General features: G+C 54.2%; 19 protein-coding genes. 12 read left to right on the forward strand and 7 right to left on the reverse strand.

The genetic code is table 11. From position 1 onward, the window contains the following. Nucleotides 1–34: 34 nt before the first annotated feature. From V8I28_RS03540 to V8I28_RS03560, 5 genes are all read right to left on the reverse strand, one after another. Nucleotides 35–1957: a copper-translocating P-type ATPase gene (locus tag V8I28_RS03540; protein ID WP_341778745.1), complete on the reverse strand. Its 1923-nt coding sequence runs from the start codon at nucleotides 1955–1957 to the stop codon at nucleotides 35–37. Then, nucleotides 1954–2235: a cupredoxin domain-containing protein gene (locus V8I28_RS03545; RefSeq protein ID WP_341778746.1), complete on the reverse strand. Its 282-nt coding sequence runs from the start codon at nucleotides 2233–2235 to the stop codon at nucleotides 1954–1956. The genes V8I28_RS03540 and V8I28_RS03545 overlap by 4 nt, the downstream gene beginning before the upstream one ends. A 31-nt stretch (nucleotides 2236–2266) precedes the next feature. Beyond that, complete coding sequence (locus V8I28_RS03550) at nucleotides 2267–2641, reverse strand: cupredoxin domain-containing protein (protein WP_341778747.1); 375 nt, start codon at nucleotides 2639–2641, stop codon at nucleotides 2267–2269. Between the two features lie 502 nt (nucleotides 2642–3143). Next, nucleotides 3144–3974 carry a DNA-binding domain-containing protein gene (locus V8I28_RS03555; protein WP_341778748.1) on the reverse strand — a complete coding sequence of 277 codons (831 nt, stop codon included), beginning with the start codon at nucleotides 3972–3974 and terminating at the stop codon, nucleotides 3144–3146. After that, the gene (locus tag V8I28_RS03560) at nucleotides 3971–5269 is read right to left on the reverse strand and encodes a sensor histidine kinase (RefSeq protein ID WP_341778749.1); all 1299 of its coding nucleotides are present in this window, start codon (nucleotides 5267–5269) and stop codon (nucleotides 3971–3973) included. Before V8I28_RS03560 ends, V8I28_RS03555 begins: the two co-directional genes overlap by 4 nt. A gap of 165 nt (nucleotides 5270–5434) precedes the next feature. On the opposite strand from V8I28_RS03560, the gene argF reads away from it, so the two are divergent. From argF to V8I28_RS03585, 5 genes are all read left to right on the forward strand, one after another. After that, complete coding sequence (argF, locus tag V8I28_RS03565; protein WP_341778750.1) at nucleotides 5435–6433, forward strand: ornithine carbamoyltransferase; 999 nt, start codon at nucleotides 5435–5437, stop codon at nucleotides 6431–6433. Between the two features lie 14 nt (nucleotides 6434–6447). Then, entirely contained in the window at nucleotides 6448–7374 is a 927-nt protein-coding gene (gene arcC, locus V8I28_RS03570) for a carbamate kinase (protein WP_341778751.1), read from the forward strand. A 173-nt stretch (nucleotides 7375–7547) separates the two neighbouring features. Beyond that, nucleotides 7548–9101: a YfcC family protein gene (locus V8I28_RS03575; RefSeq protein ID WP_341778752.1), complete on the forward strand. Its 1554-nt coding sequence runs from the start codon at nucleotides 7548–7550 to the stop codon at nucleotides 9099–9101. 168 nt (nucleotides 9102–9269) lie between these two features. Next, nucleotides 9270–9938, forward strand: a complete 669-nt coding sequence (locus V8I28_RS03580) for a hypothetical protein (RefSeq protein WP_341778753.1) — start codon at nucleotides 9270–9272, stop codon at nucleotides 9936–9938. Between the two features lie 48 nt (nucleotides 9939–9986). Next, nucleotides 9987–10118 (forward strand): hypothetical protein, encoded by a 132-nt coding sequence (locus V8I28_RS03585; RefSeq protein WP_341778754.1) that lies wholly within the window; start codon nucleotides 9987–9989, stop codon nucleotides 10116–10118. Between the two features lie 316 nt (nucleotides 10119–10434). Here the strand turns inward: V8I28_RS03585 and V8I28_RS03590 are convergent, their stop codons facing one another. After that, the gene (locus V8I28_RS03590; RefSeq protein ID WP_341778755.1) at nucleotides 10435–11151 is read right to left on the reverse strand and encodes a sulfite exporter TauE/SafE family protein; all 717 of its coding nucleotides are present in this window, start codon (nucleotides 11149–11151) and stop codon (nucleotides 10435–10437) included. 162 nt (nucleotides 11152–11313) lie between these two features. On the opposite strand from V8I28_RS03590, the gene V8I28_RS03595 reads away from it, so the two are divergent. Genes V8I28_RS03595 through V8I28_RS03605 form a run of 3 tightly spaced genes read left to right on the forward strand, consistent with a single transcriptional unit; the run spans nucleotide 11314 to nucleotide 13152 of the window. Beyond that, nucleotides 11314–11685 carry a GntR family transcriptional regulator gene (locus V8I28_RS03595; RefSeq protein ID WP_341778756.1) on the forward strand — a complete coding sequence of 124 codons (372 nt, stop codon included), beginning with the start codon at nucleotides 11314–11316 and terminating at the stop codon, nucleotides 11683–11685. After that, nucleotides 11682–12392 (forward strand): ABC transporter ATP-binding protein, encoded by a 711-nt coding sequence (locus V8I28_RS03600; RefSeq protein WP_341778757.1) that lies wholly within the window; start codon nucleotides 11682–11684, stop codon nucleotides 12390–12392. Before V8I28_RS03595 ends, V8I28_RS03600 begins: the two co-directional genes overlap by 4 nt. After that, complete coding sequence (locus tag V8I28_RS03605) at nucleotides 12385–13152, forward strand: hypothetical protein (protein WP_341778758.1); 768 nt, start codon at nucleotides 12385–12387, stop codon at nucleotides 13150–13152. The genes V8I28_RS03600 and V8I28_RS03605 overlap by 8 nt, the downstream gene beginning before the upstream one ends. A 69-nt stretch (nucleotides 13153–13221) precedes the next feature. Here the strand turns inward: V8I28_RS03605 and V8I28_RS03610 are convergent, their stop codons facing one another. Next, nucleotides 13222–14340 carry an ROK family transcriptional regulator gene (locus tag V8I28_RS03610; RefSeq protein WP_341778759.1) on the reverse strand — a complete coding sequence of 373 codons (1119 nt, stop codon included), beginning with the start codon at nucleotides 14338–14340 and terminating at the stop codon, nucleotides 13222–13224. A 382-nt stretch (nucleotides 14341–14722) separates the two neighbouring features. Between V8I28_RS03610 and V8I28_RS03615 the strand changes: the two genes are divergently transcribed. From V8I28_RS03615 to V8I28_RS03630, 4 genes are all read left to right on the forward strand, one after another. Beyond that, a complete protein-coding gene (locus V8I28_RS03615; RefSeq protein ID WP_341778760.1) occupies nucleotides 14723–16165 on the forward strand; it encodes a glycoside-pentoside-hexuronide (GPH):cation symporter in 1443 nt (480 codons plus the stop codon). A gap of 134 nt (nucleotides 16166–16299) precedes the next feature. Continuing rightward, nucleotides 16300–17076 carry an SDR family oxidoreductase gene (locus V8I28_RS03620; protein ID WP_341778761.1) on the forward strand — a complete coding sequence of 259 codons (777 nt, stop codon included), beginning with the start codon at nucleotides 16300–16302 and terminating at the stop codon, nucleotides 17074–17076. A 39-nt stretch (nucleotides 17077–17115) separates the two neighbouring features. After that, nucleotides 17116–18657 carry an FGGY-family carbohydrate kinase gene (locus V8I28_RS03625; RefSeq protein ID WP_341778762.1) on the forward strand — a complete coding sequence of 514 codons (1542 nt, stop codon included), beginning with the start codon at nucleotides 17116–17118 and terminating at the stop codon, nucleotides 18655–18657. Between the two features lie 127 nt (nucleotides 18658–18784). After that, nucleotides 18785–19597 (forward strand): Cof-type HAD-IIB family hydrolase, encoded by an 813-nt coding sequence (locus V8I28_RS03630; RefSeq protein WP_341778763.1) that lies wholly within the window; start codon nucleotides 18785–18787, stop codon nucleotides 19595–19597. Nucleotides 19598–19700: the final 103 nt, after the last annotated feature.

Genomic DNA, 19700 nt, shown 5'->3' on the forward strand with positions numbered 1-19700 from the left:
AAAGTTTTAAGCTAGCGCCATTTGCTTTAAAAAATCAGGCCCTAGCCGTCGTGGTGAGTTTCGTTCGGTTGAGGAGCAGGGAACTAGCCACCACGGAAAAGGAGCTAAAGGCCATACCTAAGCCGGCCAATTCGGGGCTTAGTATGAGGCCGATACCGGCGAAAATGCCGGCGGCCACCGGAATGCCCAGCGTATTGTAGATGAAGGCCCAGAAGAGGTTGAGCTTGATGCGGCTGAAGGTCTTCTGGCTGAGCTCGAGGGCCCGAACGACATCGAGCAGGTCGTTTTTGACCAGCACAATGCCGCCGGACTCGATGGCAATATCGGTGCCAGAGCCCATGGCAATCCCCACGTCGGCGGTCGTCAGTGCGGGGGCATCGTTAATCCCATCGCCGACGAAGGCCACGGGCCCCGTTGCCTGCAGGCGTTCTACGGCGGCCGCCTTATCGGCTGGGAGCACGTCACTAATGACCTCGTCGATGCCGACCTGATCGGCCACGGCTTGGGCCACGCGGGCGTTATCACCGGTCAGCATGACCGTCCGTAGCCCGCGGTCCTTTAACGCGGCAATCGCCGTGGCGGAGCTGGGCTTCGGCGCATCTTGAATGGCGATTAGCCCCACGATTTGGTCGCCCAAACCAACCAGAACGACTGTCTTGGCCGCGGCCTGAAGGTGGTCCATCTGCTGCTGAATAGTGGTGGTTAAGTGAAAGTCACTCAGCAGTTTAGCGTTACCGATGACCGCGCGTTGGCCATCAACAGTGGCCTGAACGCCCTTACCCTGTCGCGCTTGAAAGTCGGTGACAGACGCGGGGGTTAGGCCATCTGCCCGTGCGGCGGTTAAGATGGCCGCGGCTAGGGGATGTTCCGAAGCGGCTTCCAGATTGGCCGCCAGTTGGAGGACTTGCGAGCGGTTCCCCACCACGTCCGTTACCCGAGGTTGACCGGCGGTGATGGTCCCAGTCTTGTCGAAGACCACCGTCTTAATGCGGTTGGCCATTTCCAAAACCTCACCATTCTTGATCAGAATCCCTAGCTTGGCACTGCGCCCCGTTCCCACCATCAGGGCAGTGGGTGTGGCGATCCCCAGGGCACAGGGACAGGCGATGATGACAACGGAAACGGCGAATAACATGGCGTTGACCAGACTGGCGCCCAGCAGAACGTACCAGACGGTAAAGGTTAGAATTGCCGCAATTAACACGGCGGGTACGAAGATGTCGGCCACGCGGTCCACGGTCTTTTGAATCGGGGCGTGGCTGGTCTGCGCCTTCTTCACCATCTCAACGATCTGGGCCAGTAGCGTATCGTCGCCGACCTTGCTGGCCCGAAAAAGAAAGGTGCCGGTACCGTTGATGGTCGCGCCGATGACCGCGTCGCCCGGCTTCTTGGTGACGGGCATGCTTTCGCCGGTCACCATGGACTCGTCAAGCGTTGAGGTTCCCTCGGTGATGGTGCCATCCACGGGAATCTTTTGCCCGGGCTTCACGCGGATGAGGTCGCCCACAACCACTGCGCTTAAAGGAACGCGGACGGTTTGACCGTCACGAATGACTTCGGCCTCCTTGGCCTGTAGGTTCACCAACTTTTCCACGGCACTAGACGCCGAGTGTTTCATCTTCTCTTCGAAATATTGGCCCAGTAGGATAAAGGTAATGACGAAAGCGGCACTTTCAAAGAAGACCGCCCTGCCGGTTAGCATGGCGTAGACGCTGTACAGGTAGGCCGTGGCCGTACCGATGGCCACCAGCGTATCCATGTTGGCGTGGTGATGGCGGAAGGCGGCCCAGGCACTTTGAATGAAGGGTCCCGCGGAGATGACCATCACGCCGGTCGTCAGCAAGAACATCGTCCAGTTCCCACCGGGCAACATGAAGCCAAACGGTTTGGCCAGCATCTCCACCAGCATGGGAAGCGATAGGACTAGAGAAACGATGAAGCGGTTCTTAATGCTCATGGTTCGACGACCACCTTTCCGTGAACCATGGCCATGCCGCAACTAAAGGGATGTTCACCGGCCACCGTGGTATCGATCGCAATGGTTTGGGGATCGCCCAAGGGCAGGTCGGCTAAAAGGTTTTGGTCGGGGAATTGGACCTGGTCCAGACAGCCGGCCGCGCTAACGCGGTTGAACGTCACTGTTGCGGGAATCCCTTGCTTGAGGGTGACGGTGCTGGGATGGTAGCCACCGTCGACGATGATTTCAACATTCTGAGTTTGGGTTGATTTTGTCATGAGAGAACCTCCAATTGGTTTATTTAATCCGTTATTTGACGATGACCTTGCCGTGGAACATATTCATTCCGCAGGCGTAGTCGTATTCACCAGGCCGGCTAGTGTCGATAGTGACCGCGTGATTTTCACCCTTGGGTAGGAATTCGTTGATTCCCAGGTCGGGAAAGACCACCTGTTCCAGACAGGTCGAGGGGTCCTTGCGGTTAAAGGTAATCTGGGCGGGCACGCCTTGTTTTAGGACGACGGTGCTGGGCGAATAGCCGCCATCGACGGCGACGTTAACGGCTTGCTTGTCGGCCGTCACTTGGTCGGCGGAAACGGCCGCCGTGGTGTGTTTACCGAAGAACCACCAAGCAATAAAGCCAATCGCCATCGCGGCGATCAGTGTAACCAGAAGTTTAGTCATAATCTATGCCACTCACTTTCTTTTGTGTTTACAAATGTAGTCGATGTAACTAGCTTAATTCTATCGTTTACATTTGTCAACGTAAAATAATGAATTTTGATCAAAAAAAGTCGGCCGTTACCACTGATATTGCGATAACGGCCGACTGGGAGTCGGAAATGGCTGTGGTTGAATGCCCGGGTCTGCTAGGCGTGTTGTCTGTCAGGGCGGGATTTCTAGTGGGGAATGATAGCCAAAGAAGGTTAGCATTAGTTTCGGATGCAGTGGGATTAGCCAGTCGTGGGTTGGGACTGCAATCATAGCCGTGAGTGAAGTGGAATCCAGGCTCAGCCGGGGGATTTAGCGGTATTTTTGGCCGTTAAATCGGTGACTTTGAGACGGTGGCTTTCCGGCTCAAAGCAAGGTTCGAGGCCGCTCTATGGCTCGGACCGGCCTTCCCCAGCGATCCAGTCTAGATTCCGCGAACGGTAAGGCGGCCAGCATGGACTGAACCCCCAAAGCCCTAAACTTCCTGCACCAAGCCATCGAAGAAGCGCTTGAGCGAAGTCTTCCCGCGCGTGCTGCGTTCCCCCTCCAGGTAGAGCATCTCGCTGCGGACATTTTTGTATTCATACAGGGTGTTGGCGTATTCGACCACGATCTCATCGCCCATGTCGTCCAAACAGAGGTGGGCGAGGTTGGTGAGGCCGGTCTTAATGGCCCGACGGACGCGTTGAAAGACAATCTTTTTCTCGCGGTCGTCGATGTGGTAGGCCACGTTGAAGTCAATCTCGCGGAAGCTGAGTTGCTGGTCGAGCATGATTTGGGTGATGGCGAGGATATCTGCGGACCCCGCCTCGGAAGTAATTCCGAGAAAGCGCAGGATCGATAGAATCTTGGCCTTTTGCGCCTGGTGGGGGTCGGCGGCCGGTTGAGTCGTGGTCGCTCCACCAACTAGCGACTGAATATTGTCGAGCTTTGCGGCCATTTGAACGCTTTGGGCGACCTTTTCCACGACCGTTTTGACCTCAATCAGATTGATGGGCTTATCGATAAAGAATTCGATGCCAGCCTGATAGGCTTCGGCCCGCAAGTCGGCGTCCTTGACCTGAGAAATCATGATGAACCGCAACTTAGGGTGGAGCTTCTTGAGTTTTTCGACCAGTTCAATCCCCGACATGCCGGGCATCAGTAGATCCACCAAGACGATGTCGATGTCCAGTAGCATGATATCGGCCAGCGCCTTTTGCGCGGCCGGAGCGGATCCCACCACGCTGTTGGTGGGGTCCTGTTCCAGAATCCGTTGGAGCATCATGGGAATGGCGGGGTCGTCGTCGACAATGTAGAAATTCATTGGGGAGCCTCCTGGGTTAGTCGTTGCTTGTTGAGCGTAATTTCAAAGTTAGTACCTTTACCGGGCGTGGAGTCGACTTGGATATCGCCGTCAAATTGCTCTTGAACGATGATTTTGACGTGGGACAGGCCGATGCCGCGGTAAACGTTTCCCGTGACCTCATCGAACTTGGTGCTAAAACCCGGCTGAAAAATCATGGCCTGGGTGGTCGCGTCCATGCCGCTACCGTTGTCACTCACCGTCATCACGATGTTGGGGCCGGCATCGGCCACGGTAATGCGGATGTGGCCCTTGGACTGGTCCAGTAGGGCGTCGGCACTATTGAAGATGAGGTTGGAGAGGATCGAGACCACGTAGTAGTGGTTGGGGATGACCAGATCCACATGGCTGTGGGTCTCGATCACCACACCACGTTGGTTGTCCTTCAAGGCTTCGCGGATGTAACGGGTGGTGACCTTGAGAATATCGGCCAGCTGCATGGGTGTGGTCTGGTCGTTGCCAAAGTAGCTACCCAAACCACAGATCACGTTTTGATAGTCCTTCTTGATTTCGTGGACGTCGCGAGCAATGGTCAACGCCATCTCCTGTTCGGCAGGCGTGGCGTTGGCGTCCTGGAGGTGTTTGTTCAGCAAATAGGCGTTTTTCATGACGTTTTCAATCTCCGTGATGCTCTTACGCATGAAGTAGACCTCGCTCTTCACCACCGAAGCGACCCAGATAAAGTGGTAGTACTGCTGCTCGTGGTCCTCGTCGCGAATCAGGAGCGTGAAGTGGTGGTAGAGAAAGGCCAGACCACAGCTAATCAGGCTGCGAATCAACGCCGTGACGAAGAGCAATTGGAACAGACGGTAGTGGTAGTCGGTGAAGCCCGTTAAGATGCTGACCTCCAGCAAGTTGGCGAGGTAGTCGCAGACGATGATGGTTAGTAGAAAGGAACTGTTATTGCGTTGACCCTTGCGCCAGTAGATGGCGTAGTAGAGTAATCCGTAGCAGGCATAGAAGGCCATGTCGGCTATCACGTAGCGGACGTTATCGGTACGGCTGACGTCATTGCCGATAAACAGGAGGATTCCCCGGAAGATGGGTGAGGCCACCGCGATGGTCAAGGTGATGTAGATGGGATTCAGGTCGGCGTTGAAATACAAGAAGATGGGGAGCAGCAAGACCGACAACGTCAGGATAAAGCCCGGCGTATAGGCGGAGATATTGACCTGCGAGGCCAGGGCGATACAGGTGGCCGCAATGAGAATGCGGCGGTAGCGTTCATGACTGATGAAGCGAGATGGTTTCAACATTTTTGAAAAACTCCTCATACGGTTGCTGGACGGACGTTAACGGATTGGCGGGTACGGCGCTTAAAATAAATTTTTAAATGATTAGAGCGCGGGTTGAAGTTCCGTGAAGTTTTACGAAACCGATTACATATACTGACATTGTAAATAACAAAGGAGGAATTAACAATGTACAATTTGCGGAATCGGAGTTTTCTCACTTTATTGGACTACACCCCTAAAGAAATGGGTTTCCTGCTCCAGCTTGCTGAAGACCTCAAGAAGGCGAAGTATGCTGGCACGGAACAGCAAAAATTAAAAGGCAAAAACATCGCCTTAATTTTTGAAAAGAATTCAACGCTGACCCGTTGTGCATTCGAGGTGGGGGCCTACGACCAGGGCGCCCACGTGACCTACCTCGGCCCTTCCGGCACCCAGATGGGGAAGAAGGAATCCGCCAAGGACACGGCGCGGGTACTCGGTGGGATGTTTGACGGCATCGAATACCGGGGCTTCTCCCAACGTACGGTGGAAACACTGGCGAAATATTCCGGGGTCCCGGTTTGGAACGGGCTGACCGACGAAGATCACCCCACCCAGGTGCTGGCCGACTTCTTAACGGCGAAGGAAGTGCTCAAGAAGCCTTACGACCAAATCCACTTTACATACGTGGGGGACGGCCGTAACAACGTGGCCAATGCCTTGATGATTGGTGCCGCGATTATGGGGATGACCTACCACCTGGTGTGCCCGAAGGAATTGAACCCGACGCCAGAATTGTTGGCTAAGGTCGACGCCATCGCCGAACAGACTGGTGCCACCATCTTTATTACCGACGATGTGGATGAGGGTGTCAAGGGTTCCGATGTGCTTTACACCGATGTGTGGGTGTCCATGGGCGAACCGGATGAGGTCTGGACGGAACGGATTAAGTTGCTTTCGCCTTACCGGATTACCAGCGAAATGCTGGCAAAGACGGGCAATCCCAACTGTATCTTTGAACACTGCCTGCCATCCTTCCACGATACGGAAACCAAGGTTGGTAAGGAAATCGAGGAGAAATTCGGCCTGACCGAAATGGAAGTCACCGACGAGGTCTTCGAAAGCCCGGCTTCGGTGGTCTTCCAGGAAGCCGAGAACCGGATGCACACCATTAAGGCGGTCATGGTCGCAACCCTGGGCGATTAACGGAGGATAAGCAGATGGCAAAAATCGTTGTTGCCTTGGGCGGAAACGCCCTGGGAAAATCACCGGAAGAGCAGTTATCCCTGGTCAAGCATACGGCCACTTCACTGATTGGACTGGTGGCGGCGGGCCACAAGGTCGTGATTAGCCACGGCAATGGTCCCCAAGTGGGCGCCATTAATCTCGGCATGAACTATGCGGCCGAGCACGGCCAAACGGCGGCCTTTCCTTTCCCGGAATGTGGGGCCATGAGTCAAGGTTATATCGGCTATCACCTCCAACAAAGCCTGCAAAACGAGTTGCATCAGCGGGGAATCACCAAGGACGTGGCGACCGTGGTGACGCAGGTCGAAGTGGACGAGAGCGATCCGGCCTTTCAACATCCGACGAAGCCGGTCGGGGCCTTCTACAGCAAGGAGGATGCCGATCGCATAGTGGCTGAGAAGGGCTACACCTTCGTGGAGGACGCCGGTCGGGGTTACCGCCAGGTCGTGCCCTCACCGCTACCGAAGACCATCATCGAGTTAAAGAGTATTAATGATCTGATTGAAAACGACAACCTGGTCATCGCTGGTGGCGGTGGCGGCGTGCCTGTGGTCCAGACGCCTAGTGGCTTAAAGGGTGTGCCAGCCGTGATTGACAAGGACCGGTCCAGCGCCCTGCTGGCGGCTAACATTGCTGCGGAACAACTGATTATTTTGACGGCGGTTGACGCGGTATACGTCAACTACGGGACACCGGATGAGGATGTCCTGCGGGAGTTAACGACTGCCGATGCGCGGCGATACATCGAGGATGGGCAGTTTGCACCGGGAAGTATGCTACCGAAGATCGAAGCCTGTTTGGACTTTGTGGCTTCGGGTGCCCACCGCACGGCGTTGATTACCTCGCTGGACCGTCTGGATGACGCCCTGGCAGGTAAGGTAGGAACATTGATTAAATAAATCTGGTTGGCCAATCGACCGGATGCCGAGTCCATCGGCAAGAAGCGGCATACACATAGAGCGTGGTCCAAAGGATGTTGGCGTAACACCCGTTCTTTGGGCCACGTTTTGGCATGGCGGTGGGGGAAAACGCCGCCGGAACAGCAGTCAAATAAGCGTTAAGGGGTGACAACATGGATACATCAGCACAACAACCTAAGAAAAAATTCAAGCTACGGATGCCCGGGGCCTTTGTGATCTTATTTATTCTGACGATTGTGGCGGTTATTGCCACGTGGTTGATTCCCGCGGGGTCCTATTCCAAATTGGCGTATGAGTCATCGAGTTCGTCGCTGGTCATCACCAAACCTTCCGGGAAGACGGAAAAGGTGGCGGCTACGCAGGAACAGTTGGACAAGCTTGGCGTGAAGATTCAGATCGGCGAGTTTACGTCCGGCGGTATCACGCAAGCCGTCTCGATTCCCAATACTTATCAACGATTGAAGCAACATCCGGCCGGCTTGGGCGCCATCACCAGTAGTATGGTGCGGGGAACCATCGAGGCCGTGGACATCATGGTCTTCATCTTCGTGTTAGGGGGCCTCATCGGCGTGGTGAAGGCCAGTGGGGCGTTTGAAGCCGGCCTGCTGGCGTTAACCAAGAAGACGAAGGGCCATGAATTCATGTTGATCTTCATGGTCGCCGTACTCATGATTCTCGGGGGCACGTTGTGTGGGATTGAAGAGGAAGCCGTGGCGTTCTATCCCATTCTGGTGCCCATCTTCATCGCGATGGGCTACGACTCCATCGTCTGTGTCGGGGCCATCTTCCTGGCGAGTTCGGTCGGGACCTCGTTTTCCACGATTAATCCGTTCTCCGTGGTGATCGCGTCCAACGCGGCCGGCATCAACTTCACTGAGGGGATTATTTGGCGGATTGCTGGGTTAATTGTGGCGTCCATCTTCGTTATCTGGTACCTACATTGGTACAGTAAGAAGGTCAAGGCCACGCCGGCATTCTCCTACACCTACGAGGACCGCTCGTCCTTTAATAAAATGTGGTCGGTGGCCTCCGGCGATAGCGAAGAGGGCAGCGAATTTACCTTCCGGAAGAAGCTCATCCTGATTCTGTTCGTCGTGACCTTCCCGATCATGGTGTGGGGCGTCATGTCGCAGGGCTGGTGGTTCCCAACCATGGCCTCCTCCTTCCTGGCGTTTGCCATTATTATCATGTTTTTGACGGCAACCGGGAAATATGGGATTGGTGAAAAGGGCGTGGTCGATGCCTTCACCAATGGGTCCGCCAGTCTGGTCGGCGTCTCGTTAATCATCGGGTTAGCGCGCGGAATTAACCTGGTCATGAATGAGGGGTTAATCTCCGATACGATTCTCCATTATTCCTCGACGCTGGTCGCCCACGTGAGCGGTTCGGTCTTCATCCTGATTCTGATGCTAATCTTCTTCGTTCTGGGCTTCATCGTGCCGTCTTCGTCCGGCCTGGCAGTGTTGGCCATGCCAATCTTCGCGCCGCTGGCGGATACGGTAGACATCCCACGATTCGCCGTGGTCACGGCCTACCAGTTCGGGCAGTACGCGATGCTCTTCTTGGCCCCAACCGGTCTGGTGATGGCGACCCTGCAGATGCTGGATATGAAGTATTCCCACTGGTTCAAGTTCGTTTGGCCAGTCGTGGTCTTCGTCCTGGTCTTTGGTGGCGCCATTCTGGTGGCCGAGGTCTTGGTCAGTTAAGCGGTAATGTTGTGAGGCAATGGTCTGCTCCGATTGGTGGCAGGCCATTTTTAGGGAATGAAATCGTCGTGCCGCCGGGGTAACCCGGATAGTTGGCCTGCAGTCGTGGCGCCAGCGCGTGCTATACTAATCTTATGTAAGTAGCGATGAAAGACAAGGAGGTACAGCATGTCACTGACGACTGCGAAGGATTATTTACTGTTAACGGAAAGAATCGATGCCAAACCGGTGCTGCGAACGCGCTTCACCACGCAGGCTTACTTGGTGCTGGCTACGGTGTTAGATCTGATTGACCAGCGTGTTTTGGCGGTGGCTGAGGGCCAGCTACGGATTGCCGATACGGTCAAATTTGACGCGCTACCCCAGTATCTCAATGAATTAAAGGTCCGGCTCCAAACCGACTTGCGGCAGGATACCCGGGTCAAGACCAGCTTAAAAGTGGTGACCAGCTGGAACATTGTCAACGATATTTACGATGGCATCGGCGCCGAGCTGGAAGCGGCCAATTTGGTTAAACGGGTGATCTTTCAGAACAATCTGAAGCCCCACGTTATCTATGAACCGCAGGACGCGAGTCGCCAGCAAGTCCGCACCGACCTGGCGCAACGGGTGACGGCGGGAACGCTCACCCCGACGGACATTAACCTCTGGTTGATTTTGCGTCAACAGGATGCACTGAAATACTTGTTTGCCGACTCGGAGTTGGCGGCGCTGACGACGGCCTTCGACCGACAGACGCGCCAATCTCCAGCGGCGGCGACGGCACAAAGCCTGGTCACCACGGCCGGTGAGATTATTCAGATGAAAAAGTTTGAGATGGACGGCTGGCTAAGCTAGTCGGCCCCATTTCAGGCGTCAACAAAAGCCATTCCAATCGCAACTGGAATGGCTTTTTTGGTGCTCCCGGCATGGACGCTGAACCGTGCCGCTAAGGGAACGCCCACGGCTGAACCCTTATTTGGCGAACTCACGGCTGCAAAGGTGCTGGCCAGTAACCAGTGGCTTAACCCGACGTAACGACTAACTGAGTGACTAACTCAGCTGTTGCTGATAAGCACCATCTCGCCGGAGATCGCCAGGGGTGGAGCCAGCTGTGTCGACGGTGTTAGCTGAGGTTTTTTCTCAGCTTACAGCGTGGGGCGACGTGGGAGACTTGCGGGTTTGGCAAGGCTTCCAAGCGAACCGGAAGCCCGCTTCTCAGGCTGAAGGTGGTCCCCATAGCAGGCGGAATCCCTGGCAGGCGTAGGCAACTGGTATCACCAACTTAATGGGTAGAACACAATCGTTCTGGGAAGCAACACGTTAAGTTTACGTTCAACCTGGTGTTAGCGCTTCAGAAGAACAGGTAGTAGGCGCCGCTTAATCCGATAAAGACGTAGATATAGCGTTTCACCGTCCCGATGTTCAGGTGATTGAGGAGACGGGCCGCAATCGCCGTGCCGAGGATGGCGCCGACCATGCCGACCAGAATATCGGGAATCACGGCCGTGGTGAGAATCCCGTTGGCGACCCGTAGCGTGGTGATGTAAACGATGTCGATGAGGAAGAATGTTTGGATATTGGCGATGTAGTCACCCGTGGACTTGGCAAGCGACAGGAAGTAGAGGGCCATGAGCGGGCCGCCAATGCCGAAGAGGCCGTTGAAAAATCCCGAGATGATCATGAAGATGCCGGCGACGAACCACGGATAGGGTTGGGTACCAGCCCGTTTATTGAATGAAAAATATAGGGACAGCGCAATCAGCAATCCCCCCAGTAGCATCCGCAACAGGTGGACGTCGAGAACCTTGACAAGGTGGACCGACCAGGCGGCCACGCTGGCGTAGACCAGGAAGGGGATGATGATACGCTTGAGGTGAATGTCGTGGCGGTAGCGCAGAACCAATGTTAGGACGCTAGCGGCCATGATCAGAGAGGCCACCCCGGCGCTCTCCGCGATGGGGAGAATGCTGGGCAGAAAAATCATCATCATGATGGCGGCCCCAAAGCCGGTGAGTCCCTGCACCAGACCCGCTAGAAAGCCAAATAGAATGATTAGAAACCAAGTCATGGAAAAAACTCCTTTAAATCTCGTTGCGTCTAGTGTGGAGAATTTCGACGGGAAAGTCAACGACACGCAAGGTATTCGATGAATTTTGCGGTTGGGCTTGCCAAGGCTATCTCGAGATGTTATAGTGTAATAGCAAAATATAACACTAGGGAGGCGGAGCAAGTGAACTTTGACGATAAGGTCCCCATTTATTATCAAATCGAGAATTATATCTATCACGAGATTATCACCGGCACGTTAAAACCGGGCGAGAAATTACCGTCCGTTCGCCAGCTAGCCGTGGACGTCACGGCTAACGTGAACACCGTCCAGCGCGCACTCAGCGAGATGATTGCGGCGGAGATGATTGAATCTAAACGCGGTAGGGGGAATTTCGTAACCATGGACACAACCAAGATTGATCAGCTTAAAGTTAAATTAGTCACGACCCAATTAGAACGGGTCTATGAGCAACTACACGCGTTGAATCTGAGTGACGAGGAAATTGTCACCAGCCTACAACATTACATCCAACAGAGGGGGCAAGCCAAATGACCAATAGTTTAACGATGCAAGGCGTCACCTACAAGCGCGGCATGAAGACCATTCTCCACGACGTTGACCTGACGCTGGCTCCCGGAAAAATTGTGGGCCTACTGGGAACTAACGGTGCCGGGAAGACCACGTTAATGCGCTTGATTACCGGCAGTGCCAAGGGCAAGGGGGCTATCGCGGTGGCGGATCACTCATCCGAAGCCGAAAGAAAACAGCACGTGAGCTTTTCCGAGCAGCTTCGCGGATTCGCCGGAAATGTGAAATTGAACCGGATTGTGGCGTTTTACGAGACCATTTACGGTGACTTCGAGGCCGAACGGTTTGCCGACCTGGCCGACTTTCTGCAGATCGATACCGAGTTAAAGCTGGCCGCCCTGTCCAAGGGAATGAAGGAAAAGCTGGTGATTGCGTTGACGCTGGCTCGGCGCACGGACCTCTACTTACTGGACGAACCCTTCAGTGGGATTGACAGCATGAGTCGCAAGAAGATTATCAACAGCATTATCCAGTGGAAGCCGGAGAACGCCACGATGGTCATCAGCGACCACTACGTTTCCGAGATTGCGCCGATTTTAGATGAAATCGTGGTCGTCAAGGATCAGACGGTCTATGCGCATCGTCAGGCCGATGAGATTCGCGAAGAGTTCCACATCGGCGTTGAGGCATACTACGAGAGCTTGTACGAGAGGGGCAACGACCATGACTAATTTTGGAAAACTATTCAAGGTGTTCAACCGGAGTAAATTTGCAACGGTTAACCAACTGATGCTGATTGAACTGGCGGTGATTGCCGTCAGCCTCATCTGGAACCTGATTTGGGGCAATCTGTCCCAGATGAGCGTGCTGGGCACCGTCAGCGGCTGGTCAGGGCTGGCTTATCTGGTCGGGTTCATCCTGATCGCCCGGCGTGCCGAGAATGCCTTCACGCACGATACTTACCGGTTGATTCCGGCCAAGGACACCACCTTTTATTTGGCCAACCTGGTCTCCTCGTTGGTGATGTTCCTCTACCTAATCGCCTTGCAGGTCATCCTCCACTTAGTGGGGATCGGCATTGCCTGGTCACAGATTAGCCCAGAATTGGACGGGATCATGCGTCTGAGAGATATTAGCAGTGCGGAGCTGGCGAAGGGCATCATGCTGGTCGTCCTCATGGTTCTGGCCCTCTTTATTCTGGCGCTGACGACGATTACCTTGATTCATCTGACCGTCAGTGCAACGAATAGTTTCCTGCCAGCTGCCGGTAAACGGGTGGTGGATGCCATCCTTTACATCGTGGTCATTGTATTGGTGGTTCGTCTGGTCGCCTTCTTCTTTGGCCAAGTCAATCAACTGATGACCACCTTGAACCTGCAGGGGACCACGAATATGGTTCTACCAATTATCGGGATGCTGGTTCTCGCGGCGTTAGAGTCCGTGCTGAACATCTTCTTGATGAAGCGCTGGGTAGAAACGGTCGCCAATTAAAATTAAACGAATGAACTTGCCAAAAAGGGGCCGAGAAATTTTTCTCGGCCCCTTTTAACGACTTGAAATTTAAATGTTTTGCAGCTGTGCCTGAATGGCGGGGATGGCGGCGCCGATGGCAACGGCGTGGTCCACCACCGTTCCGCGCTGGAGATAGCCCGGCGTTTCAGGGAAGACGGAGAGTTGCTTGAGTCGTTGCTTGAGCGCCTTGACGTGGGATTCGTTGAGGTATTTTGTCAGCTCACCGGCAATCACGATAGGGAGGTCGACAAACATGTGAAGGTTGTAAATGGCCTCGGACAGGTAGTTCAGGTACGTTTCGAAGCGGGCCTCGACCGCCGCATCGTGCTGGTGCAGGTCGGCAAAGAAGGTTCCGAGATCCTCGTTGGGTTGGAGCAGGGAGCTAACGGAACAATAGGTTTCGATGCAACCCCGCCGCCCGCAGTAGCAGACCGGCCCGTCCACGGAATTTAAAGTGATATGTTCCATGGTGCCGCTCCGGCCGCTGGGACTCTTGAAGACCTGGCCGTTGATGATAATGGCGGTCCCGATGTGTTCGCTAATGGACAGGAAGATACCGTCGGTCGGTCGGCTGGCGTACTCGGCCACCGCGACACAGTCGGCATCGTGGTAAAAGGTGACGGGAAAGGGCAGATACTGCCCGAAATTATCGGCCTGCATGCCGGTACAGTCCAGAATTTTCCCGTAGAGAATGGTCGTCCCATCGTTAGAGATCAGACCCTGAATGCCCATGCCCACGCCGCTAATCTGGGTCAGGCTGAAGCCCTTCGTTTGAAGAAAGCTCAAGATTTGCTGGCTGAGTGCTTGGGCGTACTGGTCGTCGTTGGCGAAGGGCAGGTTGGTCGTGTGGAGGGCCAGCACCTCGTTACGCAGGTTGAGGACGGTCATCGTCGCAAAACTACGAAAGATTTCGACGCCGACACTCAGGCTGACGTTGGGGTCAATCGCGTAGGCCGTGGCTCGCCGCCCAATCAGAGACTTCAATTGCCCGCTTTTGACGATTAGGTGGCGTTCGGTTAATTTCTGGAGATTGGAACTCACGGTGGGCAGACTCAGGCCCAGGGTATCCGCAATGTCTTGCTTGGAGAGCTTGTCGCTGTTGTACAGCAGGTGGTAAATATCCGAATAGTTAGAATGCTGAATGGCTTGCATATTACTGGTACTCATGATGGGCCCCTTTCTGAATAGACTAGATAGATTCAGTGTAGCACATTCCGACAAAATAGAAAGTGACTTGAGACAATCGTGTAACCGTTATCATTGCCGATCTGTGGTGATTGGTGGTAGCCGTTGGCGGAAACGACAGGCGGGTAAAAGGACCGTCTCACGGCAAAATGTATAAGTGAATATTTCACAAATCCAATTTAATTGGACACAAGCCATTGCGTAAAAGTGTGTCCATAGTAGTAATAACGAAGTGTGATTACATGTGAAATAGATATTTATCCGGTCAACCGGTTGCTTATGTAAGCGATTGCAATTATACTAGTGCAGTAAATTGATTTTATCAAATGAGTTTATAAAATGACTTATACGAATTCTTTGTGAGGTGTTGGAATTGAAGAAATATCTATCCTATGCGTTGGGAACGTTCGGACACGATGCGTTCTATAATACGTTGAGCATTTATTTTATGATGTTTTTGACCAGTCAGTTGTTCACGAACAGTGCGGACGAGAAAATGGTCGGCATTGTCACGACGCTGATCGTGGTGATTCGGGTCGGCGAAATCCTCTTCGATCCCATGATTGGAGGCGTTGTGGACAATACGAATACCCGGTGGGGCAAGTTCCGACCGTGGATTATGGTGGGGTCGGTCGTGGCCTCACTGGGGCTAGTCTTTCTGTTTTCGGACTACTTTGGTCTGGCCTGGAGCAACCCCACAATCTACTTGATTCTGATTGCGGCAACCTTCCTCATCGTGGACGTGTTCTATTCGTTTAGCGATATTGCGCTGTGGTCCTTGCTGCCGGCGGTGAGTTTGGATTCCAAGACACGGACCAAGTTTGGGACGGCCTCGCGGATTGGGTCCACGCTGGGCGCCCAGATTGTTATTGTGATTATTACGCCGGCCATCATGCTCTTTTCTCACTGGATTTCGAAGGTGCCCTTTGGCCAGCAGACGCGAGCCGGGTGGACCGGGTACGTGGTAATTGTCGCCGTGCTCTGTACCGGTGGGGCGCTGATTACCTCGTTGAATTTGAAAGAACAGCATAATGTGATCCGGTCAAACGTCAAGCACACCACGCTTTCCGACATTTTTCGGGCGATAGGGCGTAACCGACAACTCCTGTGGATTGCCGCGTCGTACTTCCTCTTCGCCTTTAGCTATGTGGTCACCAATTCCCTGTTGATGTACTACTTCCGTTACCGGCTGGGCAACGCGGGCGCTTACACCTGGGTAGGGGTCATTACCTGTGTGCTGGGGGTTATCTCGGTGGCTTTGTATCCGGCACTGGAAGCGTTGATTCGCCGCAAGGCCATCTACATCGGGGGGATTGCCTTCATGCTGATTGGCTACGGCCTGTTCTTATTTGCCGGGCAGAACCTGCTGCTGGTCTTACTGGCGGTGTCCTTTTACTTCTTCCCGTACCCGCTGATCTTCTTGGCCACGCTGATGACGATTACCGATAGCGTGGAGTACGGGCAACTGGTCAATGGTGTGCGCAATGAGTCCGTGACCCTGTCGATCCGGCCGCTGATTGATAAGCTGGCCGGCGCCGCTTCCAACGGGATCGTGGGGGTTGTGGCCGTGATGGTCGGCATGACCGGGAACGCCAAGCCTAGCGATATTTCCGCGGCGGGAGTGACCCAGTTCAATCTCTTTATGTTCTACATTCCCATCGTGTTGCTGGTGTTGGCGGCTGTTATCTTCTGGATTAAGGTGACGCTGACCGAGGAAAAACACGCCGAAATCGTTCGCGAGTTGAAGAAACGATTAAAAACAAAATCGCTCGAAAACCAGGAATCTCAAGCGATGCAGCATGATTAAGCACTAATTTTTTGAAGAAAATATGAAAACGTTACCAAAATCTATTGACTTCTGAGATTTGAGGGATTATGCTAAGTCGTGAATTAAAGAAAGTCGTTTTACAAAATACATTTATCTTTTAGGAGGAATTTATCATGGGTATTTTAGATAGAATGCGTCTCGACGGTAAGAAAGCTTATGTCACGGGTGGCGCACAAGGTTTAGGAAAGGCCATGGCAACGGGGTTAGCCGAAGCAGGTGCCGACGTCGCCATCGTAGATATCAACATTGCTAAGGCGCAACAGACGGCCAAGGAAATCGCCGAAGCCACGGGTCAAAAGGCCATCGCCATTAAGACGGACGTGACTGACCCTGAACAAGTTCAACACATGGTCGACACGGTCGTTAAGGAATTGGGTGGCTTGGACGCCGCCTTCAACAACGCCGGGGTTTGCCTGAACGTTCCCGCCGAAGAGATGACCTACGACCAATGGCAAAAAGTGGTCAACTTAAACTTAAACGCCGTCTTCCTTTGCTCAACGGCTGCCGGTCGCTACATGCTTAAGCAAGGGTCCGGGTCCATCGTCAACACGGCGTCCATGTCCGCCCACATCGTTAACCGGCCACAACCGCAATGCTCTTACAACGCCACCAAGGCCGGGGTTATCCAGTTATCCAAGTCCTTAGCCATCGAATGGGCTAAGAAGGGTGTGCGGGTTAACACCATGAGCCCAGGTTACATGGGAACCGATTTAACCCTGAACTCACCTGACCTGAAGCCATTAATCAAGACCTGGAACGACTGGGCACCACTGGGCCGCTTAGGTAAGCCAGAAGAATTACAAGGCATGGCCGTTTACTTAGCTAGTGATACCAGTAGCTTCTCAACGGGTTCCGACTACTTAGTCGATGGGGCCTTCACCGCATGGTAAACCGTTGCGCATAACGCTTGATTAAAGAGGGGAATAACGATGAAATACTTGATTGGTACCGACATTGGGACCTCTGGAACGAAGAGTATCCTGATGGACACGAACGGCAAATTAATTGCCCAGGATTTGGAAGAATACGATGTCTTGACGCCGCGTCCCTTGTGGGCGGAACAGTGGCCGGACGTCTGGCTCAAGGGCGTTAAGGATTCCATTCGCGCGGTCGTTCATGAAAGCGGTGTCGCACCGGCGGACATTAAGGGAATTGGCCTGAGCGGTCTGTACGGTGGTTCCGGGGTGCCAGTGGATGACCACATGAATCCGGTTCGGCCCGACCTGATTTGGATGGACCGGCGTGCCGCCGAGGAAACGACGTGGGTCAAAGAACACGTAGACCTTAAGCGGTTGTCGGAAATCACCGGTAATGACGTGGTTGACCCGTACTACGGGTACACGAAGGTGCTGTGGATTAAGAATCACGAGCCCGAGAACTGGAAGAAGACGGCGATGTTTTTGCCGCCGAATAACTACGCTATCTACAAGCTGACGGGTGAGGTGTCCATTGATTATTCCGCTGCGGGGAATATCGGGGGCTTCTACGACGTCAATACTGGGACCTGGTCTCAGGAAATGATGGACGCCATGGGGGTTCCCATGGACAAGATGCCACAAAAGTTCGTGGACGCGACCGAAATTGCCGGTCGGTTGACGGCGGATGTGGCCGCCGACCTGGGTCTGAATGCCGGCACGCCGGTGATTGCCGGTGGGGTCGACGTGGGGGCCGCGAACATTGGTATGGGCGTCTTCGAACCCGGCCGGTACGTTGCCGCCATCGGGTCTTCCATGAACGCCGCCTTGGTCAGCGACAAGCCAATCAAGGGCAAGGGCCTCATCGTTTGGCCATACCCTTACAAGTCACGCGAGTTGGTCTACAACTTCAGTGGGTCCGCCACGGCGGGGGCCATTACCAAGTGGTTCCGCGATAACTTTGGTGATGCCGAGGTCGCCGTGCACAACCAGGGTGGACCAAACGCCTACGTCACACTGGGCGCGGAAGCCAAGGATGTGCCGGCGGGAAGTCGCGGCCTGGTCGTTCTGCCTTACTTCATGGGCGAACGGGCGCCAATCTGGAATTCCGATGCCAAAGGGATGATCTTCGGATTGTCGCTGGTTCACACCAAGGCCGACCTGTTCCACGCCTTCCAAGAAGCCGTCTGCTATGCGCTCCGTCATAGTATGGAGAGCACGGGTCGCGACCTCGGTGATTACATCGTCATTGCCGGTGGGGTCACGAACTCGCCGGACTGGGTCCAAATGTTTGCCGATGTCACGGGTTATGCGGTGCGGACGCCGGTGGACGATGCCGAAGCCAACCTGGGGGATGTCATGCTGGCCGGACTGGCAACGGATACGTTGACGGTCGACGAGGTTCAGAAGTGGCAGGTCTTGGGCGACAAGGTGGAACCCCGTGCCGAACAACATGCGACCTACAATAAATACTATCAACTGTACCGGAAGCTCTACGATGATTTAGGCGATGATATGCACACCTTATCCTTAATTTCCGGCATCGCAGAATCTTAAAAAAACGGCGACTACCGAACCCGACGAGAGCGGGTGGCGGGGTCACCAACGATGAAGCTTAGTTTTAGTGAATGAAGAGTTCGGGAATTTTATCTCGGACTCTTCATTCAGTTAGGGGGAAATTAGCATGTATCGCATGATCACTAGTGATCTGGACGAAACCTTACTTCGAGCCGACGGAAGCATTTCCGCGGAAAATGTGGCGGCCATCCAACGGGCCACGCGAGCGGGAATCAAGTTCGTGCCCAATACGGGGCGGAGCTTTCTCAGCATCCAGCCCTTGCTCAAGCGCTTAGGGTTGTGGCAACGGTCGGACCAATACGTGATTGCTTACAACGGCGGGGCGGTCGTGGAAAATTCAAACAATCGTGTCTGGCGGCAGTCCCCGATGCCGTATCAGGTCGCGGCCCGTGTTTTCGCGATTCTCCAACGATTCGATGTCGCCATTCACGTGTATACGTTGACTGGCCTAACCATCTACCATCCACGGGCCGATGACCTGGCCTATCTGCGAACGCGAGGGGTGCGGGCAACACCGATGCTGGGCGCATTTGACCAGTTTAAGACGGCCCCCATCATGAAGGTGATTGCCATGAATCCGAGTGAGGCCGTGCGCCAAGCGGCCAAGGTGGCGGTGGTCCAAAACGTTCAGGAGCCGGTGAACTGTACGTTTTCGTCCGGTCGCTACATGGAAGTGAATCCGGTGGGCGTGGACAAGGGTACGGCCACCCTGGCTCTGGGGCGGCACTTAGGAATTACGGCCGCCGAAATCATGGCTATTGGCGATAATGCCAACGATGTTCCCATGCTGACACGCGTGGGGTGTCCGGTGGCGGTGCGCAATGCCACACCGGCCGTTCAGGCCATCGTTAGGCACGTCACCACGGCGGACTTCGAGTGCGGTGTGGCCGAGGCAATTTCCCGGTGGGGGATGTCTTAGCAAGGGGGATCTGCTGAAAATGTCAACCGATACAACTGTAAAGCCGTTAAATAGGGGCTCACGTGGTCGAGTTGGATGGGACAGTTAACCAACTGAACGGGTG

This window comes from Levilactobacillus sp. HBUAS70063, from assembly GCF_038374745.1.
Lineage (GTDB): Bacteria > Bacillota > Bacilli > Lactobacillales > Lactobacillaceae > Levilactobacillus.

Bases quoted from the DNA above. Each gene is read 5' to 3' on its own strand.
- V8I28_RS03540 (WP_341778745.1), bottom strand. From the start codon at position 1,957: ATGAGCATTAAGAACCGCTTCATCGTTTCTCTAGTCCTATCGCTTCCC.
- V8I28_RS03545 (WP_341778746.1), bottom strand. From the start codon at position 2,235: ATGACAAAATCAACCCAAACTCAGAATGTTGAAATCATCGTCGACGGT.
- V8I28_RS03550 (WP_341778747.1), bottom strand. From the start codon at position 2,641: ATGACTAAACTTCTGGTTACACTGATCGCCGCGATGGCGATTGGCTTT.
- V8I28_RS03555 (WP_341778748.1), bottom strand. From the start codon at position 3,974: ATGAATTTCTACATTGTCGACGACGACCCCGCCATTCCCATGATGCTC.
- V8I28_RS03560 (WP_341778749.1), bottom strand. From the start codon at position 5,269: ATGTTGAAACCATCTCGCTTCATCAGTCATGAACGCTACCGCCGCATT.
- argF (WP_341778750.1), top strand. From the start codon at position 5,435: ATGTACAATTTGCGGAATCGGAGTTTTCTCACTTTATTGGACTACACC.
- arcC (WP_341778751.1), top strand. From the start codon at position 6,448: ATGGCAAAAATCGTTGTTGCCTTGGGCGGAAACGCCCTGGGAAAATCA.
- V8I28_RS03575 (WP_341778752.1), top strand. From the start codon at position 7,548: ATGGATACATCAGCACAACAACCTAAGAAAAAATTCAAGCTACGGATG.
- V8I28_RS03580 (WP_341778753.1), top strand. From the start codon at position 9,270: ATGTCACTGACGACTGCGAAGGATTATTTACTGTTAACGGAAAGAATC.
- V8I28_RS03585 (WP_341778754.1), top strand. From the start codon at position 9,987: ATGGCTTTTTTGGTGCTCCCGGCATGGACGCTGAACCGTGCCGCTAAG.
- V8I28_RS03590 (WP_341778755.1), bottom strand. From the start codon at position 11,151: ATGACTTGGTTTCTAATCATTCTATTTGGCTTTCTAGCGGGTCTGGTG.
- V8I28_RS03600 (WP_341778757.1), top strand. From the start codon at position 11,682: ATGACCAATAGTTTAACGATGCAAGGCGTCACCTACAAGCGCGGCATG.
- V8I28_RS03605 (WP_341778758.1), top strand. From the start codon at position 12,385: ATGACTAATTTTGGAAAACTATTCAAGGTGTTCAACCGGAGTAAATTT.
- V8I28_RS03610 (WP_341778759.1), bottom strand. From the start codon at position 14,340: ATGAGTACCAGTAATATGCAAGCCATTCAGCATTCTAACTATTCGGAT.
- V8I28_RS03620 (WP_341778761.1), top strand. From the start codon at position 16,300: ATGGGTATTTTAGATAGAATGCGTCTCGACGGTAAGAAAGCTTATGTC.
- V8I28_RS03625 (WP_341778762.1), top strand. From the start codon at position 17,116: ATGAAATACTTGATTGGTACCGACATTGGGACCTCTGGAACGAAGAGT.
- V8I28_RS03630 (WP_341778763.1), top strand. From the start codon at position 18,785: ATGTATCGCATGATCACTAGTGATCTGGACGAAACCTTACTTCGAGCC.